We start from the raw sequence: 25407 nt of genomic DNA, 5'->3' as shown, positions 1-25407 counted from the left end.
GGGTCGCCCCCGGAGTCGATTCGGCGCGTGGCTCCCGGTGGGACACAATGCGCCTGTGGATGAGCAGCACCCGTCCGGACCGGCCGACGCGACCCCCGACGACGTCGGTCCCGGTGTCGACCCCGACGACCTGGCCACCGCGCTGCGGGTCCTCGCCCAGCTGCCCGAGCTCCACGGCGACCACCCGGACATCCAGACCATCAAGCGGGCGACCGGGCGCATGTACAAGCAGGTGCGCAAGGCCCGCCGCCGCGAGGCCAAGCAGCCGCAGATCGACCACGACGAGGCGATCCTCGCGCAGACCGCGACCGGCTCACCCATGCGCATCGACGACGAGACCAAGGGCATCCTGCTCGAGGTTCCCCCGGTCGGCACGACCGCCGGCGAGCTCATGAAGCCGCGTGGCTGCTACATCTGCAAGGCCGACTACACGACGGTCGACGCGTTCTACCACTGGCTCTGCCCGACGTGTGCGGCCAAGAGCCACGTCAAGCGCGAGCAGCGGGCCGACCTCACCGGCAAGCGCGCCCTGCTCACCGGTGGCCGGGCCAAGATCGGCATGTACATCGCGCTCATGCTGCTGCGCGACGGCGCCCACCTGACGATCACGACCCGCTTCCCGCACGACGCCGCCCGCCGCTTCGCCGCGCAGGAGGACTCGGCCGACTGGATCGACCGCCTCAAGGTCGTCGGCATCGACCTGCGCGACCCCACCCAGGTGGTCGCTCTCGCCGACGAGGTCGCCGCCGCAGGCCCGCTCGACATCCTCATCAACAACGCGGCCCAGACGGTGCGACGCAGCCCCGGCTCCTACTCGCACCTCGTCGACGGTGAGCGGGTGCCGCTCGAGCAGCACGTCCGCTACCCCGAGCTCGTGACGTTCGACCGGATCAGCGAGGCCCACCCGGCGAACCTCCTCGGCACGCTGCGCGACACCAAGGTCGCCCATCACGAGGGGGAGTCCGAGGAGGAGGCCGCCCGTGCGCTGGCGCAGCGGACCGCCGCGTCGATGACGGAGATGGCGCTCACGGCGGGCGGTGCGAGCCTCGAGGCGCACCTCGCCGGGACCGCGGTCGATGCCGGCGGCCTCCTGCCCGACACCCAGCGCAACAACAGCTGGACCCAGGTGGTCGACGAGGTCGACCCGCTCGAGCTCCTCGAGGTCCAGCTCTGCAACTCGACGGCGCCCTTCATCCTCATCTCACGGCTGCGGCCGTCCCTGAGGGCCGCGGTCGCCGGGGGAGCGCGGCGGGCCTACGTCGTCAACGTGTCGGCGATGGAGGGCCAGTTCTCCCGCCGCTACAAGGGGCCCGGCCACCCGCACACCAACATGGCCAAGGCCGCCCTCAACATGCTCACCCGCACGAGCTCGGGCGAGATGTTCGAGACCGACCGCATCCTCATGACCGCGGTCGACACCGGCTGGATCACCGACGAGCGGCCGCACCACGAGAAGCTGCGGATCGCGGCCGAGGGCTGGCACGCCCCGCTCGACCTCGTCGACGGTGCCGCACGCGTCTACGACCCGATCGTGCGTGGCGAGGCCGGCGAGGACGTCTACGGCTGCTTCGTCAAGGACTTCGAACCCAGCCCCTGGTGAGGAGGGACGTGCCGCATGGACGACTTCGCTGAATGGGTCCGTGGCACGTTCGCGCTGGGCGACGGGGTGGTGGTGCTCAGCCCGGCCGCGAGGGGCGCCCAGGGCAGCATCTCGCTGCTCGAGGTCGGTGTGGACCGCTACGCGCTCAAGCAGCCCTTCGGGACGGTCGACGAGGAGGACCTCCGTCGCGAGGCTGCACACCTCGCCCACTTCGCCGCGGCGGGGGTGGAGGTGCCGGTGCACGTCAGCGACCTCACGGGCCGGTATGCCGTTGCCGTCCCGCAGGCGTTCGGCGGGGGACAGGTCCGGGTCACGCGGTGGCTCGAGGGCCGGGCCGTCGGCGCGGGAGCGGGCGACCTGTCGGTGCCGCTCGGCACCCTCCTCGCCTCGCTGCACCGCGCGGCTCCGACCAGCGCCGAGACCACGAGCAGCTGGTACCGCACGATGCCGCCCGCCGAGGTGTGGCACGACCTCGTGGCCCGCAGTGCGGGGCAGCCGTGGGCCGAGGCGTTCGCGGCGCGCCTGCCCGACCTCGTGGACCACGCCCGTCTCGTCGCCAGGGCCGGCCCTTCCCGCGGACCGGTGGTCATCGGGCACCGCGACCTCCACCCGGACAACGTGCTCGTCGCACCCGACGGCTCGCTGCGGGCGATCGACTGGGAGGACGCGGGACCGACCGACATCCATCGCGAGCTCGCGAAGGTCCTCGTCCAGTGGCACGTCGAGGGCGACCGGGTGGATGAGGAGGGGCTCGCGGCGACCGTCGCCGCCTACCGCGCGGCGGGCGGGCCGGGTCGGCTCGAGACCCTCGACGACTTCACGATGGTGCTCTGCAGCGACACGAACTTCCTCGCCTCGCAGGTCCGGGCCGCGCTCGACCCGGGCCTGGCGCAGGAGCACCGGGAGTCCGTCCTCGCCGAGATCGAGCAGGGGCTCGCGGTCTACGTGCCCACGCCGGCGGCCCTCACCCGCGTGCTCGCCACGGCGTAGGCCACCACCGCGAGCGCGAAGCCCAGCCCGGCGACGGCGGGCCAGCAGCCGGGGCGCGACGGGCCCACGGAGGCGAGATGACGGCATACCGGAAGGACGTGGGTATGCCGGCCCACGCAGAGCGTGGGATCCGCGCCCACCTTCCGTGGTCGGGACCACTCCCGCAGGTCTGGCAGAATGGACCGCTGTACACCTTCTGGCTGGCGCTGATGTCGGCCGGATGCCTACCCCGGGCCGTTCGGTACCCCGCGTGATCTCCCTCCGCGGTCTGGCCGTGCCCACAACAGGAAGCGAGACCACACACGTGGCCGTCAAGATTCGTCTCAAGCGGATGGGCAAGATCCGCACCGCCATCTACCGTGTCGTCGTCATGGACTCGCGCACCAAGCGCGATGGTCGTGCGATCGAGGAGATCGGCAAGTACGACCCCAACCAGGAGCCGTCGCTCATCGAGATCGACATGGACCGCGCCAACTACTGGCGTGGGCAGGGCGCGCAGCCGACCGAGGCCGTCGCCGCCCTCCTGAAGATCATGGACGAGGGCACCCTCAAGGTCGCCGAGCCCAAGGCGAAGAAGAAGGACCTCTACGAGGCCGCCCTCGCCGCTGCCGGCAAGTCCGAGGGTTCTGACACCTCGGGTGCGACCACCGCCCGCAAGAAGGCTGCTGCCAAGAAGGACGAGGCCGCCGAGGCACCCAAGGCCGAGGAGAAGGCCGAGGAGGCCCCCAAGGCTGAGGAGGCCCCCAAGGCTGAGGAGGCCCCCAAGGCTGAGGAGGCCCCCAAGGCCGACGACGTCGCCCCCGCCGCGGACACCGACTCGAGCGCCGCCGCCAGCGACAGCGCGCAGGAGCCCGCCGAGGGTGCCGACACCGAGGCGACCCCGGCTGCCAAGGCTGACGAGGCAGGGGCCTGACCATGCTCGAGGAGGCGCTGGAGCACCTCGTCACGGGGATCGTCGACCACAAGGACGACGTCGCCGTGAAGCGCAAGGAGCTCCGTCGCGGCGAGATCATCGAGGTCCGGGTCCACCCGGACGACCTTGGTCGCGTCATCGGCCGCTCCGGCCGCACGGCCAGCGCCCTGCGCACCGTGATGACCGCCCTCGCCGGCGGTCGCCCGGTCCGGATCGACATCGTCGACACCGACCGGGTGCGCTGAGAAGACGCAGCACCGAGCACCGACGCCGCGCCGCGTCCCCGAGTGGGACGCGGCGCGTTCGTGTGCCCGACCGCCTGAGAGGATCTGACCCATGGCCCGCAGCACCGACTCCCTGCTCGTCGCCCGCATCGGCAGGCCCCACGGGCTTCGCGGCGAGGTGACCGTGCAGACGCACACCGACGACCCGGAGCGGCGCTACGTCCCGGGCACCGTCTACGCAACCGAGGCCGCCCCTGGCACGGGTGTCCCACGGGTGCTGACGCTGGCCACCGCCCGCAAGCACCGCGAGACCTGGCTGCTCGGGTTCGAGGAGATCCCGGACCGCACCGGCGCCGAGTCCCTGCGCGGCACCCGTCTCCTCCTCGACCTCGACGAGGTCGACGACACCGAGGACGACGACGACGGCTGGTACGAGCACGACCTCGTCGGCCTTGCCGTGCACGACCCGTCGGGCGCCGTCCTGGGCGAGGTGACCGGTCTGACCGTCGGCTCGGTCCAGGACCTGCTCGAGGTGCGGCTGACCGACGGGCGCGAGGCCCTCGTGCCCTTCGTCGAGGCCATCGTCACCGAGGTCGACATCGAGGCCGGGCACGTCGTCGTCGACGCCCCGGCGGGCCTGTTCGACCTCGACGAGAGCTGAGGAGCTCCGGCATGCGTCTGGACGTCGTCTCGATCTTCCCCGAGTACCTCGCGCCGCTCGACCTGTCGCTCATCGGCAAGGCACGCCGCGACGGCCTCCTCGACCTGCACGTCCACGACCTGCGCGACTTCGCCCACGACCGGCACCGGACGGTGGACGACTCGCCCTACGGCGGCGGCGCGGGCATGGTCATGAAGCCGGGCCCGTGGGCCGAGGCGCTGGAGCACGTCGTGGCGGAGGGCAGCGACGCGACCGACGGTTCGACCGACGGCTCGACGGACGCACCGGTTCCGACGCTCATCATCCCCGGTCCGGGCGGCGAGCCGTTCAGCCAGCAGATCGCCCGCGAGCTCGCCGACGAGCCCTGGCTCGCGTTCGCCTGCGGTCGCTACGAAGGCATCGACGAGCGGGTCTACGAGTGGGCCGGTGAGCGGATGCCGGTGCGCGTCCTCTCCCTCGGCGACTACGTCCTCAACGGTGGAGAGGTCGCCGTCCTCGCCATGGTCGAGGCCGTCGCGCGGCTGCTCCCCGGTGTCATCGGCAACGCCGAGTCGCTGGTCGAGGAGTCGCACGAGGACGGCCTGCTCGAGTACCCCGTCTACACCAAGCCGGCTGAGTGGGACGGTCGTGCCGTGCCGGAGGTCCTGCTCGGCGGCAACCACCAGGCGATCGCGAGGTGGCGTCACGAGCAGCGGGTGCAACGCACCGCCGAGCGGCGACCGGACCTCCTGCCCCCGACCGCGGCTGCGACGGGTCTCGCCGACCTCGAGGAGCGCGTGGCGACACCGGCCGACGCCCCCGACCTCCAGGTCCTCACCCGCGCCTGCTGGGCGCCGGAGTTCGCCCGCTACGGGATGTTCAGCGCCGGCGAGGAGGACCTCGAGACGGTGCGGGCCGGCATACAGGAGTGGGACACGCGGGTCTGGCGCCGGGACGGACAGCTCCTCGCGTCCCTGCGGGTGCGACCGCATCCCACGCAGGAGGCGACCTGGCAGATCGGCCGCCTCATGGTCGTGCCCTACCTCCAGGGCCGAGGTCTGGGTCGCGCGCTGCTGTCGTATGCCGAGTCGCTGGCTCCCGAGGACGTGCGCACCTTCTGGCTCAACACCGGTGCGAAGAGCACGGAGAACCTCCGGATGTACAAGAAGGCGGGCTACCGCGTGCGGCCCGGCGAGGGCGAGCTCCCCGGGACCGTCGACCTCGTCAAGCGTCGAGTCGCGGCTACCCTGCCCGAGTGACCGCAACCCCCGTGCCGCCGCCTGTCCCGCTCAACCCGCCCGACCTGCGACAGGCCCACGAGAAGCAGGTGCGGCAGTTCCGGATCGGCAGGCTCGCCGCCGTGGGCGTCCTCGGCGTGTTCGGGCTCCTGCTCGGACTCGTGGTCTGGGCCGGGACCGGCGGAGCGTCCGGGTTGGCGCTGGGGGTGCTCGTCCTCGTCGGCTTCCTCCTGCTCCTAGCCGTCCCCATGGCGATCTCGGCCGCCAAGGAGGGCAAGCACGAGGGCCCCGCCGGCAAGGGACCCTCAGCCTTCGGTCAGGTCGTGACGTCCGCACCTCCCGACCAGGTCTGGAACGCCGTGTATGCCGCCCTGGCCGCCGAGAAGTTCGGCCCACCACGCGTGACCGACCCGCAGACCGTCGTGTCCACGCGCTCGCTGTCCATGGCGAGCTGGGGCGAGACGGTGACGGTGCGGATCCAGAGCGGCCACGACGGCCGCGGGCTGGTCACGGCGTGGTCGAGGCCGGCATACCCGCTGCAGTGGCTCGACTACGGACGCAACCGGCGCTACGCCAACGCCGTCCTGACGGCGATCCCGGGCGCGTCGCCGGTCGCCTGACGGGTAGGTCCCACGCAACGAGGCGCCTACGCCGCGAGGTGTGGGACCTAGGGGCGGAGCCGGGCGTGCAGGTCCGCCGGCAGGAGTCGCGCCGCCGCGATGAGCCGGCCCGCCACCACCGCTGTCGTCGTCTGCGCCGCCATGATGCCGAGCAGCACGAGGACCTGCGCCGCAGCCGCCTGGGCCGGCGACCCGCCGCCGAGCAGGACGCCGATGAAGGCGCCCGGCAGGGTCACGACCCCGGCCGTGCGCACCTGGTCGAGGCCGGGGATGAGCGCCTCGGGCAGCCTGCGGTGGACGATCTCGTCGATCGACTGGCTGCGGGTCAGCCCCAGCGAGAGGCCGGCGTCGTACTGCCCCGTCTCCTCGCGCAGCGCCGCGAACGCCCGCCGCCCGACGAGAGTGTGCCCGTTCATCGTGTTGCCCAGGACGATGCCGACGACCGGGATGAGCGCGATGCCCTCGAGGGGAACGGTGCGGGTGAGCAGAATGATCGCGACGACGGGCAGCAGCCCGGCAAGCATCGCGACCGTCGTCCACGGCCATGCGGGCACCGCCTCGACGCGGCGCGTGGTCGTGAACACCGCCACCGCGAACATCGCGCACAGCAGGAGCACCGACAGGGCGAGGTTGCGGGCGACCGCCGTGATGACGAGCGCTGCGACGCCCAGCTGCACGACGGCGCGACCGGACGCGAGCAGCGTGGAGCCCGGCTGCGGGAGCCGACCCACGGCATACATCGTCAGGGTGAGGGCGAGGAGCGCGACGCACGCCAGGGCGACAGGCCAGCCGGGGTCGATGGTCACGAGGCACACGCTAGGCGGCGCCGCCGACGATCGGTCGGACCCCGGTGCCACACACTCGTGCTCGCCGTCCTCGATGCGGGCGCCCGGTTCGACGGGGACGGCGACGACGTCACCCGCTTTCGCGTCGGGATGCTGGTGGACGAGGTCGTCTACGTCGAGGACAATGAGGACGACCCCGACAGCGAGGGAGGCGCCCCGTGAAGGACAAGCACGTCGTCAAGGTGACCCGCGACCAGGTCCAGTCGGCCCGCGCCCTCATCGACTTCGCCGGCGGGGAGGACAAGGTCGACCCCGTCATCGTCAAGATCGCGCACGCGCTGCGCCGGTCGACCCCGCAGACCCGGGCCTCCTGACGCGGATTTCGCCGTAGGGCGCTGCTCTGGCAAACTTGCTCCTTGCGTCCGTCGCACAACGCCCCCGCCACAGGGGGAGTGCAGAGCGCCCGAGTCAGCTCGGTCGCCGCGCATGAGGCCGCGACGCACGCACCACCATCAGAGCCAAGCAACACACACCCGTGGGTGACCTGTGGCACCGCACAAGAAAGCGAACCAGCCATGCAGCGTTTCGACGAGATCGACAAGGCGTCCCTCCGCGACGACATCCCCGCGTTCCGCGCCGGTGACACCGTCAACGTGCACGTCAAGGTCATCGAAGGCACGCGCTCGCGCGTCCAGGTCTTCAAGGGCATCGTGATCCGTCGCCACGGTGGCGGCCTCGGCGAGACCTTCACGGTCCGCAAGGTCTCCTTCGGCGTCGGCGTCGAGCGCACCTTCCCGCTCCACACCCCGGTCATCGACCACATCGAGGTCGTCACCCGCGGTGACGTCCGTCGCGCGAAGCTCTACTACCTCCGCGACCTGCGCGGCAAGGCTGCCAAGATCAAGGAGAAGCGCGAGACCCCGGCCAGCTGAGCCGCGGCACGCTGCACACCGGCCGGGCGGCTAGCATCGTCTCGATGACAGCCCCGGCCACCCACGACTCCGACCCGGTCCCCGCCTCCACGGCGGTGGCCGGGTCGCGTCGTGCCCATCCGGTTCCCGTGCTCCTGGCAGCCGGGGTGCTCGCCGTCATGCTCGTGCGGGCCTTCCTCATGCAGCCGTATGCCGTGGCGAGCGACTCGATGTTCCCGACGGTCTCCGAGGGGGAGAGGGTGCTCGTGCAGAAGGTCGCGGACCCCGCGCCCGGTGACCTGGTCGTCGCCGACGTCACTGCCGCGTGGCCCGGTCCCGACCGGGCGACGCACACCGACGACGGGTTCGTGGGCCGGGCGCTCGCAGCGGCGTCGGGTGCGGTGGGGATCGACCTCGGCGAGAAGTCCGTCCTCGGGCGCGTCGTCGCGACGGGCGGCGACGAGGTCGAGTGCTGCACCGACGGGCGGGTCCGGGTCGACGGCACGCCGGTCGGTCCGCGCCTCGACGACGCCGCGGCACCGTTCCGGCTGACCGTGCCACCGGACCGCCTCTTCCTGCTCAGCGACAACGCGTCCACGGCGACGGACTCGCGCACCCACGTGGGTGCCGGGTCCGAGACCACGGACGGGACGGTGGCTGCCGATGCGATCATCGGTACCGTCGTCACGCGCATCTGGCCTCTCGACCGGCTCGGCGCCCCAGACACCCCGTCCACGACCCAGCCCTGAGAGCACGGATACCAGTGATGACGAGCCACGAGGCCCGGTTCGAACCGGGCCAGTACGACCCTGACGCGCACCGGGCGACCGTCGACGACGACCGGCTGGGTGCGGGGGCCGAGGCGGGCTCCGGCACGGGCGACGGACCCGGTCGTGGGCGGTCGGCGGCGGGTGCCGCCGGTGCGGCGCTGCGCGAGTTCGTGGTCGTCGTCGCCATGGCCCTGGCGCTGTCGTTCGTCGTCAAGACGTGGCTGGTCCAGGCGTTCTACATCCCCTCCGGCTCGATGGAGGACACCCTCATCCTCAACGACCGGGTGGTCGTCAACAAGCTCGTGCCCGACGTCGTCGACGTCCAGCGCGGCGACGTCATCGTCTTCCAAGACCCGGGTGACTGGCTGTCGGCGGTCCCCGAGGTGAGCCACGGTCCGCTGCGCGACGGCGTCGAGCGCGTCCTGTCGTTCGTCGGGCTGCTGCCCGACACCTCGGACAACCACCTCATCAAGCGGGTCATCGGCCTGCCGGGCGACCACATCGTCTGCTGCGACGCCCAGGGCCGCCTCACGGTCAACGGGGTGCCCCTGACCGAGGCCTACATCAAGCAGGGTGACGTCGCGAGCTCGATCACGTTCGACATCACCGTGCCCGAGGGCAAGGTCTGGGTCATGGGCGACCACCGCAGCGACTCCGAGGACTCGCGGTTCCACGACCCCGCTGGGACGGGCGCCGAGGGCTCGGTACCCATCGACTCCATCACCGGCAGGGCCGTGGCCAAGGTCTGGCCCTTCGACCGGGCCGGGTGGTTGAGTCGTCCCGAGTCGACGTTCGCCGAGGTGCCGGCGCCCGATGCCGCCGCGTCCACCGCACCGTCGGGCACGACGTCCTCGGGCACCACGCCTTCGGGCACCACGCCTTCGGGCACCAGGTCTTCGGGCGCCGCGACGCCCACACCGTCCACGAGCAACTGACCGCACCGCACCAGAGAGACCGCAGCACCCGCCATGCCCCCACCGGTCCGTTCCCGCAAGCCGAACCTGCGGGTGGAGCGCGCCCTCCAGCGTGACGGCTACCGGCTCCTCGCGGGGATGGACGAGGTGGGACGCGGCGCCCTCGCGGGACCGGTCACGGTGGGTGTCGTCGTCATCGACGAGACCTGTCGCTCGGCGCCGCAGGGCGTGCGCGACTCCAAGCTGCTCCAGCCGCACGCCCGCGAGGCGATGGTGCCCAGGATCCGCCGCTGGTCGCTCGCCCACGCGGTGGGCCACGCGTCGCCAGCCGAGATCGACGAGATCGGCATCATCGCCGCGCTGCGGCTCGCCGGCCGTCGCGCCCTCGCCGCGCTCGACGTCGTGCCCGACCTCGTCATCCTCGACGGCAACCACGACTGGCTCACCTCGCCCGACGAGGTGGGACTGCTCGCGTTCGCTGCCGACGAGGTCCACAGCCCGCCGGTCACGACGATGATCAAGGCCGACCTCAAGTGCTCCTCCGTGGCCTCGGCCAGCGTGCTGGCCAAGGTCGAGCGGGATCGGATCATGGTCGACCTCGCACCGGAGCACCCGGCATACGCGTGGGAGCTCAACAAGGGCTACTCGGCACCCGAGCACCTCGACGCGCTCCGTGAGCACGGGCCCTGCGACCTGCACCGACGCTCGTGGCGGCTGCCCGGGACGATGACCGATGATGGTGGTGCGTTCGCGGCGCTCGACGATGCCGAGGTCTCACCCGAGCTGGTGTCGGCGAACGCCGGACCGAACGACCGACCCCACGAAGACGGAGCTGGACACGCATGAGCGCTGAGGACCTCGAGAAGTACGAGAGCGAGATGGAGCTCGCCCTCTACCGCGAGTACCGCGACGTGGTGGGGCTCTTCTCGCACGTCGTCGAGACCGAGCGCCGCTTCTACCTGTGCAACTCGGTCGACGTCAAGGTCCGCAGCGACGGCGGCGAGGTGTTCTTCGACGTGACGATGCAGGACGCCTGGGTCTGGGACATCTACCGCCCGGCCCGCTTCGCCAAGCAGGTGCGGGTCGTCACCTTCAAGGACGTCAACGTCGAGGAGCTCGCGAAGTCCGAGCTCCAGCTGCCCAAGGGCGACTTCTGACCCGCTGAGCACGCCGCGCCGTCCACAGGCGTCGTCGCGGCCGGTCGCCGTCCACAGGCCGGGCTCGTGCCGGTGGCGGGTTGTCCGGCTGCGCCCGGATGCTCCTCGGCATGGACGGACACATGGCCCTGGGCCGCTACGGCGAGGAGCTCGCGACGCGCTACCTGCGTGACTGCGGGATGGAGGTCATCGAGCGCAACTGGCGGTGCGCGGATGGCGAGATCGACATCGTCGCGCTCGACGGTGACTGCCTCGTCGTGTGCGAGGTCAAGACCCGCGCCGGCAATGGCGCGGGTGACCCGCTCGAGGCGGTGACCTGGGAGAAGGCCAGCCGGTTGCGGCGCCTCGCTGCCGCCTACCTCCGGGCCCGGCCCGGCTCCGTGGCGCAGACACGGATCGACGTCGTGGGCATCCTGGCCCGGCGCGGCCATCCGCCGGTCGTGCGTCACGTCGTGGCGGTGGGGTCGTGAGCGCCAAGCTCGGCCGCACGCTCGGGGTCGCGCTGAGCGGTCTCGAGGGGCGGATCGTCGACGTCGAGGCGCACATCTCGGCGCAGCTGCCGCACTTCAGCGTGACCGGCCTCCCCGACAAGGCGTGTGGTCAGGCTCCCGACCGGGTGCGCTCGGCGGCAGCGACCACCGGTGTGCCGCTGCCGCCGCAGCGCATCACCGTCAACCTCTCGCCTGCGTCGATCCCGAAGCAGGGCACCGGTTTCGACGTGGCCATCGCTCTGGCCGTTCTCGCTGCAGCCGGCGTGGTCGACCCCCGGCGCATCGGGGGTGTCGTCCACCTCGGCGAGCTGGGCCTCGACGGCTCGGTCAGGGAAGTGCGGGGGATCCTCCCGGCCGTCCTCGCGGCTGCGCGAGCGGGAGTCAGGCACGTCGTCGTGCCGCCCTCGAACGTCGCGGAGGCGCAGCTCGTCCACGGGGTCACCGTGCACTCCGCGCCCACCCTCGCGACGCTCGTGAGCTGGTATGCCGTCCGCTCCGGTGTCGACCCCCTCCCGGTCGCGCTCCCGGTCGAGCCGGACGAGCAGGCGCGACACCGTGAGGTCGACCTCGGCGACGTCATGGGCCAGCCCGAGGCCCGGCTGGCGCTCGAGCTGGCTGCGGTGGGGGAGCACCACCTGCTCATGAACGGGCCACCCGGCGTCGGCAAGACGATGCTCGCGGAGCGGCTCGTGACGATCCTGCCGCCACTGTCGCGGGAGCAGGCGCTCGAGACGCACGCCATCCGTTCACTCACGGGAGAGGCGATCCTGGCCAGCGAGCTCGACCTCACGCCGCCGTTCGTGGCGCCCCACCACAGCGCGTCCATGACGTCGATCACCGGCGGCGGCTCGGGCGTCGTGCTACCCGGGGCCATCTCGCGAGCCCACTGCGGAGTGCTCTTCCTCGACGAGGCGGCCGAGTTCAAGAGCTCGGTGCTGCAGCAGCTGCGCCAACCCCTCGAGTCGGGCGAGGTGACGATCGCGCGTGCCAAGCAGCTCGTCCGCTACCCCGCGCGCTTCCAGCTCGTGCTGGCGACCAACCCCTGTCCGTGCGGGCGCGCCTGGGGCAAGGGCATCGACTGCGTCTGCACCGCCCTCGAGCAGCGCAGCTACCGCAACAAGCTCTCGGGACCGCTCGTCGACCGTGTCGACATCCAGGTCGTCGTGCCTCCGGTGCCGCGGGTCGCCTTCGCGGACGAACGGGGCGAGTCCAGTGCCGTCGTGCTCGAGCGTGTACTGGCGGCCCGGGGGGCCCAGCGTGAACGGTGGTCCCCGCGCGGGTGGTCGACGAACGCACGGGTGCCCGGCCACGCCCTGCGTCGCAGCCCGCTGAGGCTGCCGGGCCGGGTCACCGCGGCCATCGACCGGGCGCTCGATCTGGGACAGCTGACCTTGCGTGGCTACGACCGGACGCTGCGCCTGGCGTGGTCCGCAGCCGACCTCGCCGGCCGGCCGTCCCCGACCGCCGAGGACGTCGGGCTCGCCCTCACGCTGCGCAGCCAGGGAAGGGAAGCGGCATGACGTCGGGCGTGAGGGGCCACGTTCCCGGTGGAGCAGTGCTGTCGCAGGAGCGGTGGGCCCGGCTCGCATGGAGCCGGATCGTCGAGCCCGAGACGGTGTCGACCCGCGACTCGATCCGACAGCATGGAGCGGTCGACGCGCTGGGTCGGCTCCTCGCCGATGCACGGGCCGATGTCGGCGGGCCCTACGGGCAGCGCATCGAGACCCTCGACATCGACCGTGCTCGAGCCGTTCTCGACCGGCTGGGGGTGCGGGTGGTCATCCCGGGCGACGACGAGTGGCCGCTGGGGCTGGACCAGCTCAGGACGCCGCCGATCTGCCTCTACGCCAAGGGTGAGTGCGAGCTGTCGGTCGCCGAGGGCAGCGTGGCCGTCGTGGGTTCCCGCGCGGCCACCGCCTACGGGCTGAGCGTCGCGGCCGACCTCGGTGAAGGCCTCGTCTCGCGCGGTGTCACGGTCGTGTCGGGTGCCGCCTTCGGGATCGACGCGGCAGCTCACCGCGGGGCGCTCGCGGGCGGCGGACCCACCGTTGCCGTGCTCGCGCGAGGGCTCGACCGCGCCTACCCGCAGGCCCATGAGGGGCTGCTCCGCGAGATCGCCGGCCACGGCGTGGTCGTGAGCGAGCTGCCTCCCGGCTGGGCGCCGTACCGTCAGCGGTTCATCGCGCGCAACCGGCTCATCGCCGCGATGAGCGTGGGCACGGTCGTCGTCGAGGCCGGGCTCCGGTCCGGGTCGCTCAACACCGCGCACGTGGCTCGTCGACTCGTCCGGCACGTGGCTGCGGTCCCGGGGCCGGTGACGTCGGTGCAGTCCGCAGGCTGCCACGAGCTCGTACGCCAGACGGGTGCCACCCTCGTGACCGACACCGGCGAGGTGCTCGACCTCATGGGGAGGTTGAGCCTCGACGCCGTCGGGCCCGCCCGGGCCCCCGAGACAGCCGAGTCCGAGCTGGACGACGTGGGACGCGCGGTGTTCTCGGCGGTGCCGGTGCGCGGGGGCGCAGACCTCGCCCGCATGCAGGCGTTGACCGCGCTCGACACGAGGTCGCTGCTCAGCGTTCTGGGCAGGCTGTGCGTGCTCGGGCTCGTCGTCCGCGACGGCGAGACCTGGCGCAAGGTGCCGACGTGCGCCCGCCGCGTCACCGGGTGAGGGTCGCAGACCCTGTCGCTCGTCGTCCCACGTCACGGCCGGTGCCGAGTGGGTTGCCGGCTCCGGGCGACGGCGGACCCGCCGGGGCGGTGGTTGATCGCACAGAGCCGTGATGAGACGGTGCTGGGTGTGAGTCTCAGCCGCCAGACCACGATGGACGCCTTCGAGCGTCACCTTCGTGCTGAGCGCGGGCGCTCGCCGCACACCGTCCGCGCCTATCTCGGGGACCTCCGGGACTTCTTCGCCCACCTCGACGGTGCGGAGGTTCGGGCCGGCGGCAGGCACGACCCGCACCTGACCGTGCCGGCGGGCCCAGCGGACGCCGCGGACGCCGCGGACGCCGCGGACGCCGCGGACGCTCCAGTCCGGACGGACCCGGCGGTCCCGGCGGCCTCGACGGACCCGGCGCCGGAGACACCATTGGCTGATGTTCGGCTCTCCGACCTGCGCGAGTGGCTGGGCGTGCTCGCTGCCGGGGGAGCGGCGAGGTCGACCATTGCTCGCCGGTCCGCCTCGCTCCGCACGTTCTTCGGGTGGGCCGCGCGTGAAGGGCACGTCGACGCGGACCCCTCACTACGGCTCGTGGCACCCAAGCGGCCCCGCACCCTGCCGCCCGTGCTCGCCAAGGACGACGCGGTCGGGCTCCTCGACGTCGCCGCGGTGGCGGCGGACGACGACGACCCGATCCACCTGCGCAACCGGGCGATCCTGGAGCTGCTCTACGCCACTGGCGTCCGAGTCGGCGAGCTCACCGGGCTGGACGTCGACGACGTCGACTTCGAGGTGGACGTCGTGCGCGTCATCGGCAAGGGCGACAAGGAGCGGCGGGTGCCCTTCGGCCGGCCGGCCGGCGATGCGGTGCGGGTCTGGCTCGAGCGGGGCCGCCCCAGGCTCGCCGTGGCCGGGAGTGGCGCAGGTCTCTTCCTCGGGAGACGGGGTCGTCGCATCGACCCGCGACAGGTGCGTACCCTCGTCCACGACATGTTGACCCACGTACCGGACGCGCCCGACCTCGGGCCGCACGGTCTGCGCCACAGTGCGGCGACGCACCTGCTCGAAGGCGGCGCGGACCTTCGGATGGTCCAGGAGCTCCTGGGCCACGCATCACTCTCGACGACCCAGATCTACACGCATGTATCCATCGAACGACTCACTGCTTCCTACGCCCAGGCCCACCCACGTGCCTGAAGACATCGACCTCCCCGACTGGGTGAGCGAGCCGGGCTCGGCCACCCGCCAGGACGACGCACAGACGACACGCCGTGCGGACGTCCGCCGCGCCGACCTGCGTCGCGCCGCCGAGGAGCAGCGGCGGGCTGCCGCCCGTCGCGCGAGCGAGGCGCCGATCCGGCGCGACACCCACGCGGTGGGGCAGCCGCCACCGCGACGCGCGTCGCACGCGGACGCGCGCGAGCCGGCACCGCTGACCCGGGCCGACCGTCGTCGACTCGAGCACGAGGCCCAGCGTCGCAGGCACGCGGTTCGCGCGGACCGAGTGGTCGAGATGGTCCCACCCGCGTCCACCGACGTTCCGCTGCGGTCGCAGCGCCGTGCACAGGACCCGCGTGCCCGACACGTGGCCTCACCGGCCTTCGCTCGCCGCCGCCTGCTGGCTGCCCTGACGCTCACGTCGGTCCTCGTGATGGTGCTGTGGACCGTCTGGCCGAGCGGGGAGTCCAGCTCGCCCGGCCGACAGACGGCCGACCTCACGGCTGCGGCAGGTGCGAGGGCCCCATCCGACCCCCTCGCCGCCGCCGAGGAGATGCCGCCCAGTCCGACGATCGCACCGACGCCGGGCCGCGCGACGGTCCCGCGCTCGGGCTCCGGCAAGCTCGTGGGGGTCGCCCTGCCCACTATCGCCCCACCCACGGTCAACCCGAACCGCACCATCAGGGTCGGGCTCCAGGTCGAGCAGGGCGCCGGGGTGGACTCCGCGGAGGCCGCGGCCATCGTTGCTCGCACCCTCGGCGATGTCCGAGGCTGGCAGACCAAGGACCGGGTGCGGTTCCGCGCCGTGGGTCCCGAGGCCGTGGCGAGCGGTGACGTCGACATCACGCTCGTGCTCGCGAGCCCGGCCCTGACCGACAGCCTGTGCAAGCCGCTCAGGACCAACGGGCAGGTGTCGTGCTTCAACCTGCGCAAGGTCGTGCTCAACACGCTTCGCTGGACCACGGGCGTGTCCGGCTACGGCACGGACCTCGCGGCGTACCGGCAGTACATGGTCAACCACGAGATCGGGCACGGGCTCTACCACGGGCACGTGGACTGCCCGGGCGAGGACGCCGTGGCGCCGCTCATGCTCCAGCAGAGCAAGGGTCTCGATGGCTGCCGCCCCAACGCCTGGCCGACCCGGCCCTGAGGCCGGATCCCGATCCGCATCGGCAGCGCGGCACCCGGGCCGAGAGCCCCAGCACCGGACCCCACGCGCGGGACGCGACTGATGACGGTCAGGTCTCCGAGTCGCCGGCGCTGAGCGGCCTCAAGGCCCTCCTCCGAGGGGCAGCAGGATGACCGGGCCGCCACCGAGGAACGGCCGTGGGTCCACGTAACCCGCGCCGTGCAGGGCACCGAGGTGGAGGCAGCCCCCGCCGCAGTGGGTGCGGCCCTGCACCACCCCGATGACGTGGCCCCGGGCGACGTGCGCACCCACCGCGACCTCGCCCCGCACGGGTTCGTAGGTGCTCCGCAGGCCACTGGCATGGCGGACGCTCACGGTGCCCCGCCCCGCGACCACCCCGACGTGCGTCACGACACCCTCGTCGACTGCGAGGACGGGCTGTCCGGGCCGGGCGGCGAGGTCCAGGCCACGGTGCCCGGCGCCGTAGGTCGAGCGTGGTCGGACGAACGGAGCCGTCACTCGGGCCCTGGGCTCCAGCGGCCACTCCCACGTGCCACGCAGTGCCGCGATGTCGACCGTATCCACCGTGTCGCCAGGCACGGACACCAACCGTTGCGATGCCGAGTCCGGCGATGCCGGAGAGTCCGGGAGCGGGGCCATCCCCGGAAGCAGGCTCCCCACGGCGCCGAGCGTGACGAGGATCCGGCGAAGTGCGCTGCGCGTCGACATGGGTCGAGCGTCCGCCGTCCGCGCGTCGTCGCGCCAGCGCCCGCCGCCGAGCTGTGGACAACGGATGCGACGCGGCCCGCCTGTGGACGGCCACCGACACCAGCGCGACGGTCGTCTCCCTCCCGACGCATCCGTGGCACGCGATGCCATGATCTGCGCCATGGCCTACCTCGTACAGCAGCGTCACCTGGCGCCCGCGGTGACCTCACCCGTCCCGGTCGACCCCTCGCTCCCACGCGCCTGCGTCATCGGCGCCGGCTCGTCGGGGATCGCCGCCGCCAAGGCGCTCGCCGCTGTCGGCGTGCCGTTCGACTGCTTCGAGCAGGGCAGCGTCGTCGGAGGCAACTGGGTCTACGACAACCCCAACGGCCAGTCCGCCTGCTACGAGACGCTCGAGATCAACACGTCCTGCCCGCGGATGGCCTACTCGGACTTCCCCATGCCCGCCGACTACCCGGCATACGCACGCCATGACCAGGTCGCGGCCTACTTCGAGTCCTACGTCGACCACTTCGCCCTGCGCGACCGGATCACGTTCGACACGAAGGTGCTCGACGTGTCACGGGGCACCGACGGCACCTGGGAGGTCCGCATCGAGGGGCCGAGCGGCACGGAGACACGGACCTACGACGCGGTCCTCGTGGCCAACGGCCACCACTGGGACCCCCGCTGGCCCGACCCGGCCTACCCGGGCACGTTCGACGGCGAGCAGATCCACGCCCACGACTACCGCTCGGCCGAGCAGCTGCGCGACCGCGACGTCGTCGTCGTGGGGTCGGGCAACTCCGCGCTCGACATCGCGGTCGAGGCCGGCGAGGTCGCCCGGTCCGCGGTCCTGTCCCAGCGTCGCGGGCAGTGGGTGCTGCGCAAGTTCATCCTCGGCAAGGCGTCCGACCAGGTCGCGCTCCCCGGCTGGCTGCCCTGGTGGGGCACCGCCCTCCGGCTGCGCATCGGCGCCCTCTACGCCGGCAACGTCGCGCGGCTCGGGCTGCCGCAACCCGCCCACAAGCCGGGCCAGTCGCACCCGGTGCAGTCCGAGGGCATCCGCGACGCCCTGCGCTCCGGGGCCGTGACACCGAAGCCGGGGATCGAACGGCTCGACGGCGACCGGGTCACCTTCGTCGACGGGTCCAGCGTCCCGGCCGACCTCATCGTGTGGGCGACCGGCTACAAGGTCTCCTTCCCCTTCCTCGACCCGTCGCTGCTCGCCGCGCCCGACAACGATCTCCCCCTCTGGAAGCGCACCGTGCACCCCGACCTGCCGGGCCTGTACTTCATTGGCCTCCTCCAGCCCGTCGGCGCGGTCATGCCGCTCGCCGAGGCGCAGGGGGTCTGGGTGGCGGAGACGCTCTCCGGTCGCTACGTCCCACCGGCCCTCGAGGAGGTGCGCCGCCAGATGGCTGCCGACCACGAGCGCAACCGCCGCCAGTTCTACGCGTCTGCGCGGCACACCATGGAGGTCGACTTCGACCACTACCTGTGGGACCTCACACGGGAGCGCAAGCGGGGTGCCGCCCGCGCCGCCACCTCCCGTATGCCGGCGCGCTCCGCTTCGGGGGCAGCGGACGACGTCGTGCAGTCGCGTCCGTGAGCCGCCGGGGTGGCGCAGTCGTGACCGGCGCAGGCAGCGGTCTTGGGCGCGAGATCGCCACGCGGCTGGGGGCCGCCGGCTTCCACGTCCTCGTCACGGATGTCGACGAGGCCTCCGCCCGCTCCGTCGCGGCCGAGGTCACTGGGGCGGGAGGTACCGCCACCGCCCTCTCGCTCGACGTGCGCGACCAGGAGGCGGCGAGGGAGGCGGCACGCACAGCCGTCGAGCACGCCGGCTCGCTGGCGCTCTGGGTCAACAACGCCGGGGTCCTGATCACCGGTCCCCTGTGGGAGCAGGACGACACCCAACGGCGGCTCATGTTCGAGGTCAACGCCCTCGGCACGATGCACGGCACCGTCGCGGCCCTCGAGGTGATGCGTCCGGCGGGTCGGGGGCACGTCGTCAACATCGCGTCCCTGGCCGGTCTGGTATCCGTCCCGGGAGAGGGCGTCTACGCCGCGACGAAGCACGCCGTCGTCGGTCTCAGCACCTCGACCCTGGCCGACCTGCGCGCCGCCGGGGAGCGGGGCGTCCACATCAGCTGCGTCTGCCCCGACGGCATGTGGACGCCGATGCTCCACGACAAGCTCGACGACCCGCAGGCCTCGATGTCGTTCTCCGGTCAGCTGCTCCAGCCGGCCGACGTCGCCGACGCCGTGGTGCGCTTGGTCGACCGGCCCCGCCCCGTCCTCGCCCTGCCACGGTGGCGCGGTGTCGAGGCCCGGCTCTTCGACCTGTCGCCGAGCCTCGCCACCCGGGCCGCTCCGCTCGTGGTGCGGCTGAGCCGGGTGCAGCAGAAGGCCGCGGCCCGGCGCCTGCGCAATACCTGACCAATTGGTCGATTGTCGCCACCGTCGGCGCGCAGGAACTGACCAATTGGTCGATTCTGGGCAGGGTGGCGCGCAACATTCGACCAATTGGTCGATTGTTGTCGCCGCCGGCGCGCCGAGCCCGGCCGTGTGACGCGGGTCAGGTGCGCAGTGCCGAGAGCCTCGTGGCGGCTTCACGCAGCACCTCGTCGCGCTTGCAGAACGCGAACCGCACCAGCGTCCGACCCGCGTCGACGTCGTCGTGGAACACCGACACCGGCACCGCGGCGACCCCGGCCCTGGCGGGCAGCTCGCGGCAGAACTCGAGGGCATCGGTGGCGCCGAGGGGTGCCGCGTCGGCGATGACGAAGTAGGTCCCACCCGGGACGGACACCGCGAGCCCGATGTCGCGCAGCGCGGCGACCAGCAGGTCGCGCTTGGCCTCGAGCGTGCGCGAGAGACCGGCATACACGTCGTCGCCCAGACCCAGCCCCACGGCGACCGCCGGCTGGAACGGCCCAGAGCCGACGTAGGTGAGGAACTGCTTGACCGTGCGCACGGCGGCGACCGCCTCGGCCGGCCCGGACACCCAGCCGACCTTCCAGCCGGTCGTCGAGAAGGTCTTGCCCGCCGACGAGATCGTCAACGTCCGCTCGGCCATGCCCGGCAGCGTCGCGACCGGGACGTGCTCCAGCCCGTCGAACACGAGGTGCTCGTAGACCTCGTCGGTGACGACCCAGGCGTCGAACTCGCGGGCTAGGGAGCAGATGAGGTCGAGCTCGGCGCGCGTGAAGACCTTGCCGGTCGGGTTGTGCGGCGTGGTGAGCAGCACGAGCCGGGTCCGTGGCGAGAACGCCGCACGCAGCGACTCCTCGTCGACCGCGAAGTCCGGGAAGCGGAGCACCGACGTCCGGCGGACGGCGCCGGCCAGTGCGATCGAGGCGGCATACGAGTCGTAGTAGGGCTCGAAGGTGACGACCTCGTCGCCCCGCTCGCACAGCGCGAGGATGGTCGCGGCGATGGCCTCGGTGGCGCCGACGGTAACGAGCACCTCGCGTCGCGGGTCGAGGTCAAGACCGTAGAAACGCTTTTGGTGGACCGCGATCGCGTCGAGGAGCTCGGGGACGCCGGCGCCTGGTGGGTACTGGTTACGACCGTCGTCGATCGCGGCCTTCGCGGCGTCGAGCACCTCCTGCGGACCGTCGGTGTCGGGGAAGCCCTGACCGAGGTTGAGGGCGCCGTGCTCGACGGCGAGCGCCGACATCTCGGCGAAGATCGTCGAGCCGAAGCCCTGCATGCGGTGCACGAGAGGCGAATCCATGAATCGCAGGCTACGCGTCAGAGGGCGCCCCTACGCTCGGCGACATGACCGACTCGGGCGAGGAGCTCGTCGACGCACTGCGTGCTGCGCTGCGCACCGGCGCCGACCCGGAGCGCGCCGTCGGGCAGCAGCGCTACATGAAGAGCGCCATGCCCTTCCTCGGGCTGACCTCACCGGGACGCAGGCAGGTCGTCCGACCGGTCCTCGCCGACCCGGGGCTGCGGCTCGACAGCCGCCCGGCCTTCGAGCGCGCGGTCCGCTCGCTCTGGGACGCGGCCGAGTTCCGAGAGGAGAGGTATGCCGCCCTCGACCTGCTCCGCCACCGCGCCTACCGCTCGTGGCGCGACCCGGAGCTCATGCCGCTGGTCGAGCACCTCGTCGTCACCGGGGCGTGGTGGGACCTCGTCGACGAGCTCTCCAACGTCGTGGGTGAGGTCCTGCTCGTCGACCCCGAGGGGGAGGGGCTGCGGATGCGCGACTGGGCCGAGCGGGACGACCTCTGGCTGAGGAGGTCGGCCATCATCAGCCAGCTCCGGCACCAGGACCGGACCGACACCGACCTGCTCGAGGCGGTCATCGAGCCCAACCTCGACGACCACGAGTTCTTCATCCGCAAGGCCATCGGGTGGGCGCTGCGGCAGTACGCGCGAACCGACCCCGTGTGGGTCCAGGCGTTCGTCGACCGCCACACCCACCGGATCTCCGGGCTGAGCCGGCGCGAGGCGCTCAAGCACCTCTGACTCGCCGCTTGGGCCGTCACAAAGTGCCGCGGTGTGGCAGGGTCGTGTGCATTGTTCACATCGGCGTGAACTCGTGCTGCCACGCACTCCCAAGGAGAGACCCATGACCCAGCGACTGACTCGACGCTCCGCACTGGCCGGTGTGATGGCCGCACCCCTGGCCCTCGGCACTGCCACGGCCGGCGCCACGGCTGCGCCGGCCGACCGAGCAGCAGCCGGGCCGCGGACGCTCAAGGCGCCGACGCCCCTGCGCAGCGGTGACACCGTCGCGGTCGTCGCCCCCTCGGGTCACGTGACGCCCGCGAGCCAGCGGACCCGGGTGCTGAGCGGCATCGAGAAGATGAAGGCATGGGGTCTCAACGTCGTGGAGGGAGAGCACCTCTGGGACTCGGACCCGACCGTCGGGCTCGCCGGCACGGACGAGGACCGGGCGGCGGACCTCCTCGCAGCCTGGAAGGACCCCGATGTCGACGCCATCATCACGGCGCGAGGCGGCTACGGCGCGCAGCGGACCCTCGAGGTCATGGACCCCAAGGCGTTACGCGAAGGCACGGGGAAATGGCTCGCCGGCTACTCCGACACGACCGTGCTGCTCAGCCGCATCAACGTCGAGACCGGCCTGCAGACCCTGCACGGACCCGGCGTCACGGGGATCGCGACGGCGGACCCCGCGACGTTGGAGTCGATGCGACGGATCCTCTTCGGCGAGGTGGAGGCGGGCGAGTCACTGCTCGGCGGCCTCACCCCGTGGCGGGAGGGCAGCGTCGAGGGCCGTCTCGTCGGCGGCAACGTGACGATGCTTGCCACCTCGGTGGCCACGGGTGACCTCATGTCCACCAAGGGCGCCATCGTCGTGCTGGAGGACGTCGGCGACGCGGGCTACGTCCTCGACCGCAACTTCACCAAGCTGCGGCGGTCCGGCTGGCTCGACGACGCGGCCGGCTTCGTCCTGGGCGACTTCTCGATGGCGTCGACTCCGGCGGACACCGAGAAGATCCTGCGCGACCGCATCCTCTCCCTCGGCAAGCCCACGTGGGTGGGTGGCTCGTTCGGCCACATCACCGCCAACCGGTCCCTGCCCATGGGCGCCGCGGCCGTTCTCGAGAGCGGCACGCTGCGCCTGGGCTGATCTCCCGGCACCACCGCGCCCTGTGAGGATGGCCGACATGTCGTTGCGTGCACCTCGCTCCCTCGTCCACGGCGACCGCGTGGCAGTCGTCGCGCTGTCGACGACGGTGGCCGACCCGGTGCAACGGCCCCGGGTCGAGCAGGGCATCGAGCGTCTGCGGGCCTGGGGCCTCGACGTCGTGGAGGGCCGTCACCTCTGGGAGACCCACCCCGACGTGGCCCACCTCGCGGCGCCGGACGAGGCGCGTGCCGCCGACCTCGTGGAGGCATGGTCCGACCCGTCGGTTGCCGCTGTGCTGTGCGCTCGCGGCGGCTACGGCGTGCAGCGGCTCCTGTCGGTCCTGCCGCCCGACGCGCTGGCGACCGGCGGGGGCAAGTGGCTCGTGGGCTTCTCGGACGTCACCCCGCTCCTGCACCGGGTCGCCCTCGAAGCAGGCCTGCAGAGCGTCCACGGCCCCGTGGTCGCCGGCCTGTCTGACGGGGAGGAGGCCGGCATCGAGGCGCTGCGGTCGTTGCTGTTCGGCGAGGTCGCGAGCGGCGATGCGGTGCTCACCGGTCTCACCCCGTGGCTGGAGGGTGAGGCCACCGGACCACTCGTGGGTGGCAACGTTGCCCTCCTCGCCGCCTCGGTGGGCACCAGCGACCTCGTCCCCGCCCGTGGTGCCATCGCCTTCCTTGAGGACGTGGGTCAGCCCGGCTTCGTCCTCGACCGGGGCCTCACCCAGCTGCTCCGGTCGGGCTGGTTCGACGGTGTCCGCGGGGTCGTCGTCGGTGACTTCTCGATGCCGTCTCCACCGGCGGAGGTCGAGGCCGTCCTGCGCGACCGGCTGCTGTCCCTGGGAGTGCCCGTGTGGGCGGGTGGGGAGTTCGGGCACGCCCCCCTCAACCGGGCGCTGCCACACGGCGCCGAGGTGCGCCTCGGCAGGGGAGTGCTCAGTCTCGCGTGAGCGGAGGTTCGCGATCAGGCGTGCGTCGCCCTCGCGGTGCCCGGGGTGTCCGGCTGAAGACGACTCCGGACTCGAGCAGCACCCTGCGGGCTCGCGCGATCCGCAGCGCGAACAGCACAGCCGCCCCGACGACGCCCGCATCGTCGACCAGGCCCAGGGGCCCGAGCACCGCTTCGGGGACGATGTCGACGGGAACGACGAGGTAGAAGCCGGCCGTCGCGAGGGCCACCACTCCGCGTGGGGGGATCTTGAACCGCCACATGAGGAATCCGACCCCGAGCAGGAACAGGCCCAGGAGCACCACGACGGCGATGAGCACCACTGCGACGACGTCGTCCATGCGCCGAGTCTCCCCTGTCGATGCGCCGAGACGCAGGTCGGCAGTCAGACGATGTCGGGGTCGTCGTCGCCGGCGTGCGCGATGCTGTCGAGCGGGCGCCACACGAGCGCGAGGATGACGGCGGTGCCCGCGAAGGCGAACCAGTAGGGCGCGGTGAGGCCCCATCGCCCGGCGATCGGCCCACCGATCGCCTGCCCGACGACGAGGCCGAGGAAGAGTCCCGTGACGTAGACGCTCCCGACCCGACCCTGGTATGCCGTGGGCACGGCTCGCTGCCGGACCGTCACGCTCACGGTGCCCCATGTGAAGGCGTAGGCGCCGAAGACGGTCATGATGACGATGGCCACCCAGCCGGTCGTCGCGAGGGCGAGGGCGAGGTGGGTGAGGACCTCGGCGAGCAGGCAGGCCTTCATGAGAGTCGCGAGCGAGAAGCGGCTCGACAGTCGGTCGAAGCTCAGCGTCGCGAGGATGCCACCCACGGCGCTCGCCGTCGTGAGCAGGCCGAACCCGACCGGCCCCATGTCGAGGTGGTCGAGCGAGTAGAGGACGAGCACCGACCACGCCGCACCCCACGTGACGTTGAACGTGAGGATGACCAGTGCGAGGGTGCGCATCGCCGCGTGGTGGCGGACCCAGCGCAGGCCCTCGCGGATGTCGGCCCGGATGTGGGTGTCCACCGCGCCGCGCACGCCTCCGCGCGGGAGCTCCATCCGGCTCACCAGGCCGATGGCCAGCACGACGAGCAGCGCCTGCGTGACGAACGGCCAGACCATGCCGGCGGCGAAGAGGAAGGCGCCCACGGGTGGACCGACGAGCTCGTTGGCGGTGAGGAAGCCGGCCTGGAGCCGCACCTGGCCGGTGCGCAGGTCGTCACGCTTCACGACCATGGGCAGGAGGGTCCCGGCGGTGGAGTCCGCGAAGACCTCGCACACCCCGTAGGCGAACATCGTCGCGAGCACGACCCCGATCGAGACCCGGTCCGTGGCGATGAAGGTGCACAGGGCGAGCACGACGAGCACGCGCAGGCCGTTGGCGACGACGATGATGCGCTTGCGGTCGAGACGGTCGGCGACGGCTCCGGCATACAGGCCGAGCAGCAGCCACGGCAGGCGCTGGAGCAGCGCGGCCATCGCCACGAGGGTGGGGTTGCGGGTCTGGGAGGCGACGAGCAACGGACCTGCGGCCAGGGCGATGCCGTCGCCGATGTTGCTCGTCCACGACGCCGACATGAGCCAGCGGAACGGCCGGCCGAGACGGGCCGGCGCGATGACCTCCCCCAGACGCGACACGAGGCGCGAGCCTACGCCGGGCCGACGGACATGCAGAACGGATTTCCGGCGCCCCGTCCCCGCACGAGACGTGGCCCCACGCGGGGTTCTGCATGTCCGTGGGGTCGGTGCCGGTGGATTTCTCGGCTGGGGCCGCCGGAGCGTACGATGGGCGACGGTCTTCGTGTGCTCGCGCACGGACACCCAATTCGCGCGTCTCTTCGCCGCTGACTGGATCACCACGAAGCGGGACGCACCACGACAGTCCGAGCCTC

29 protein-coding genes are annotated in these 25407 nt (G+C 72.2%); 24 read left to right on the top strand and 5 right to left on the bottom strand.

From position 1 onward, the window contains the following. Positions 1-55: 55 nt before the first annotated feature. The 7 genes from LL946_RS00890 to LL946_RS00860 all read left to right on the top strand — a co-directional run bounded on the left by LL946_RS00890 (position 56) and on the right by LL946_RS00860 (position 6225). Complete coding sequence (locus tag LL946_RS00890; protein ID WP_404383831.1) at positions 56-1600, top strand: SDR family NAD(P)-dependent oxidoreductase; 1545 nt, start codon at positions 56-58, stop codon at positions 1598-1600. Positions 1601-1615: 15 nt separating this feature from the next. Further along, entirely contained in the window at positions 1616-2590 is a 975-nt protein-coding gene (locus tag LL946_RS00885; protein ID WP_404383829.1) for an aminoglycoside phosphotransferase family protein, read from the top strand. A 304-nt stretch (positions 2591-2894) separates the two neighbouring features. Then, the gene (rpsP, locus tag LL946_RS00880) at positions 2895-3503 is read left to right on the top strand and encodes a 30S ribosomal protein S16 (protein ID WP_404383827.1); all 609 of its coding nucleotides are present in this window, start codon (positions 2895-2897) and stop codon (positions 3501-3503) included. 2 nt (positions 3504-3505) lie between these two features. Continuing rightward, positions 3506-3748: an RNA-binding protein gene (locus LL946_RS00875; RefSeq protein WP_147061631.1), complete on the top strand. Its 243-nt coding sequence runs from the start codon at positions 3506-3508 to the stop codon at positions 3746-3748. A gap of 91 nt (positions 3749-3839) precedes the next feature. Next, the gene (gene rimM, locus LL946_RS00870) at positions 3840-4388 is read left to right on the top strand and encodes a ribosome maturation factor RimM (RefSeq protein WP_404383825.1); all 549 of its coding nucleotides are present in this window, start codon (positions 3840-3842) and stop codon (positions 4386-4388) included. Between the two features lie 11 nt (positions 4389-4399). Then, positions 4400-5626, top strand: a complete 1227-nt coding sequence (gene trmD, locus LL946_RS00865; RefSeq protein WP_404383823.1) for a tRNA (guanosine(37)-N1)-methyltransferase TrmD — start codon at positions 4400-4402, stop codon at positions 5624-5626. Beyond that, complete coding sequence (locus tag LL946_RS00860; protein WP_404383821.1) at positions 5623-6225, top strand: hypothetical protein; 603 nt, start codon at positions 5623-5625, stop codon at positions 6223-6225. The genes trmD and LL946_RS00860 overlap by 4 nt, the downstream gene beginning before the upstream one ends. Positions 6226-6272: 47 nt before the next feature. Here LL946_RS00860 and LL946_RS00855 read toward each other — a convergent pair whose 3' ends face one another. After that, complete coding sequence (locus tag LL946_RS00855; RefSeq protein ID WP_404383819.1) at positions 6273-7031, bottom strand: ABC transporter permease; 759 nt, start codon at positions 7029-7031, stop codon at positions 6273-6275. Positions 7032-7088: 57 nt separating this feature from the next. On the opposite strand from LL946_RS00855, the gene LL946_RS00850 reads away from it, so the two are divergent. The 12 genes from LL946_RS00850 (at position 7089) to LL946_RS00795 (ending at position 16280) form a co-directional block, all read left to right on the top strand. Further along, a complete protein-coding gene (locus LL946_RS00850; protein WP_404383817.1) occupies positions 7089-7232 on the top strand; it encodes a hypothetical protein in 144 nt (47 codons plus the stop codon). Further along, positions 7229-7384 carry a hypothetical protein gene (locus tag LL946_RS00845; protein WP_404383815.1) on the top strand — a complete coding sequence of 52 codons (156 nt, stop codon included), beginning with the start codon at positions 7229-7231 and terminating at the stop codon, positions 7382-7384. Before LL946_RS00850 ends, LL946_RS00845 begins: the two co-directional genes overlap by 4 nt. 201 nt (positions 7385-7585) lie before the next feature. Further along, a complete protein-coding gene (gene rplS, locus LL946_RS00840; RefSeq protein ID WP_147061624.1) occupies positions 7586-7942 on the top strand; it encodes a 50S ribosomal protein L19 in 357 nt (118 codons plus the stop codon). Positions 7943-7986: 44 nt separating this feature from the next. Further along, on the top strand, positions 7987-8670 hold the full coding sequence (gene lepB / locus LL946_RS00835) for a signal peptidase I (RefSeq protein WP_404383813.1): 684 nt from the start codon (positions 7987-7989) through the stop codon (positions 8668-8670). Between the two features lie 17 nt (positions 8671-8687). Continuing rightward, positions 8688-9626: a signal peptidase I gene (gene lepB, locus LL946_RS00830; RefSeq protein ID WP_404383811.1), complete on the top strand. Its 939-nt coding sequence runs from the start codon at positions 8688-8690 to the stop codon at positions 9624-9626. A gap of 33 nt (positions 9627-9659) precedes the next feature. Next, complete coding sequence (locus LL946_RS00825; RefSeq protein WP_404383809.1) at positions 9660-10451, top strand: ribonuclease HII; 792 nt, start codon at positions 9660-9662, stop codon at positions 10449-10451. Next, a complete protein-coding gene (locus tag LL946_RS00820; RefSeq protein ID WP_035906130.1) occupies positions 10448-10762 on the top strand; it encodes a DUF2469 domain-containing protein in 315 nt (104 codons plus the stop codon). Before LL946_RS00825 ends, LL946_RS00820 begins: the two co-directional genes overlap by 4 nt. A gap of 110 nt (positions 10763-10872) precedes the next feature. After that, on the top strand, positions 10873-11232 hold the full coding sequence (locus LL946_RS00815; RefSeq protein ID WP_404383806.1) for a YraN family protein: 360 nt from the start codon (positions 10873-10875) through the stop codon (positions 11230-11232). Beyond that, entirely contained in the window at positions 11229-12773 is a 1545-nt protein-coding gene (locus LL946_RS00810; RefSeq protein ID WP_404383804.1) for a YifB family Mg chelatase-like AAA ATPase, read from the top strand. Before LL946_RS00815 ends, LL946_RS00810 begins: the two co-directional genes overlap by 4 nt. Next, positions 12770-13921, top strand: a complete 1152-nt coding sequence (gene dprA, locus LL946_RS00805) for a DNA-processing protein DprA (protein WP_404383802.1) — start codon at positions 12770-12772, stop codon at positions 13919-13921. The genes LL946_RS00810 and dprA overlap by 4 nt, the downstream gene beginning before the upstream one ends. Before the next feature lie 153 nt (positions 13922-14074). Beyond that, positions 14075-15109: a tyrosine recombinase XerC gene (locus LL946_RS00800; RefSeq protein WP_404386759.1), complete on the top strand. Its 1035-nt coding sequence runs from the start codon at positions 14075-14077 to the stop codon at positions 15107-15109. Continuing rightward, entirely contained in the window at positions 15102-16280 is a 1179-nt protein-coding gene (locus LL946_RS00795) for a DUF3152 domain-containing protein (protein WP_404383800.1), read from the top strand. The genes LL946_RS00800 and LL946_RS00795 overlap by 8 nt, the downstream gene beginning before the upstream one ends. 120 nt (positions 16281-16400) lie before the next feature. Here LL946_RS00795 and LL946_RS00790 read toward each other — a convergent pair whose 3' ends face one another. Further along, on the bottom strand, positions 16401-16988 hold the full coding sequence (locus LL946_RS00790) for a murein hydrolase activator EnvC family protein (RefSeq protein ID WP_404383798.1): 588 nt from the start codon (positions 16986-16988) through the stop codon (positions 16401-16403). A 133-nt stretch (positions 16989-17121) separates the two neighbouring features. Between LL946_RS00790 and LL946_RS00785 the strand changes: the two genes are divergently transcribed. Beyond that, positions 17122-18579, top strand: coding sequence for a flavin-containing monooxygenase (locus LL946_RS00785; protein WP_404383796.1), 1458 nt, complete (start codon positions 17122-17124; stop codon positions 18577-18579). Then, positions 18576-19409: an SDR family NAD(P)-dependent oxidoreductase gene (locus LL946_RS00780; protein ID WP_404383794.1), complete on the top strand. Its 834-nt coding sequence runs from the start codon at positions 18576-18578 to the stop codon at positions 19407-19409. Before LL946_RS00785 ends, LL946_RS00780 begins: the two co-directional genes overlap by 4 nt. A gap of 139 nt (positions 19410-19548) precedes the next feature. On the opposite strand, the gene LL946_RS00775 is transcribed toward LL946_RS00780, so the two are convergent. After that, on the bottom strand, positions 19549-20709 hold the full coding sequence (locus LL946_RS00775) for a pyridoxal phosphate-dependent aminotransferase (protein ID WP_404383792.1): 1161 nt from the start codon (positions 20707-20709) through the stop codon (positions 19549-19551). Between the two features lie 44 nt (positions 20710-20753). Here LL946_RS00775 and LL946_RS00770 point away from each other — a divergent pair, with 44 nt between their 5' ends. From LL946_RS00770 to LL946_RS00760, 3 genes are all read left to right on the top strand, one after another. Beyond that, entirely contained in the window at positions 20754-21449 is a 696-nt protein-coding gene (locus LL946_RS00770; protein ID WP_404383790.1) for a DNA alkylation repair protein, read from the top strand. 103 nt (positions 21450-21552) lie between these two features. Then, positions 21553-22578, top strand: a complete 1026-nt coding sequence (locus LL946_RS00765) for an LD-carboxypeptidase (protein WP_404383788.1) — start codon at positions 21553-21555, stop codon at positions 22576-22578. Positions 22579-22615: 37 nt separating this feature from the next. Further along, positions 22616-23524, top strand: coding sequence for an LD-carboxypeptidase (locus LL946_RS00760; RefSeq protein WP_404383786.1), 909 nt, complete (start codon positions 22616-22618; stop codon positions 23522-23524). On the opposite strand, the gene LL946_RS00755 is transcribed toward LL946_RS00760, so the two are convergent. Then, complete coding sequence (locus LL946_RS00755; protein WP_404383784.1) at positions 23511-23864, bottom strand: DUF1232 domain-containing protein; 354 nt, start codon at positions 23862-23864, stop codon at positions 23511-23513. The genes LL946_RS00760 and LL946_RS00755 overlap by 14 nt on opposite strands. 44 nt (positions 23865-23908) lie before the next feature. Beyond that, positions 23909-25153, bottom strand: a complete 1245-nt coding sequence (locus LL946_RS00750) for an MFS transporter (protein ID WP_404383782.1) — start codon at positions 25151-25153, stop codon at positions 23909-23911. Between the last annotated feature and the right edge of the window lie 254 nt (positions 25154-25407).

This window comes from Knoellia locipacati, from assembly GCF_044791685.1.
Classification (GTDB): domain Bacteria; phylum Actinomycetota; class Actinomycetes; order Actinomycetales; family Dermatophilaceae; genus Knoellia; species Knoellia locipacati_A.
Note: the sequence above shows the minus strand (reverse complement) of the source record. Positions and strands in the feature narration are given on the sequence as shown.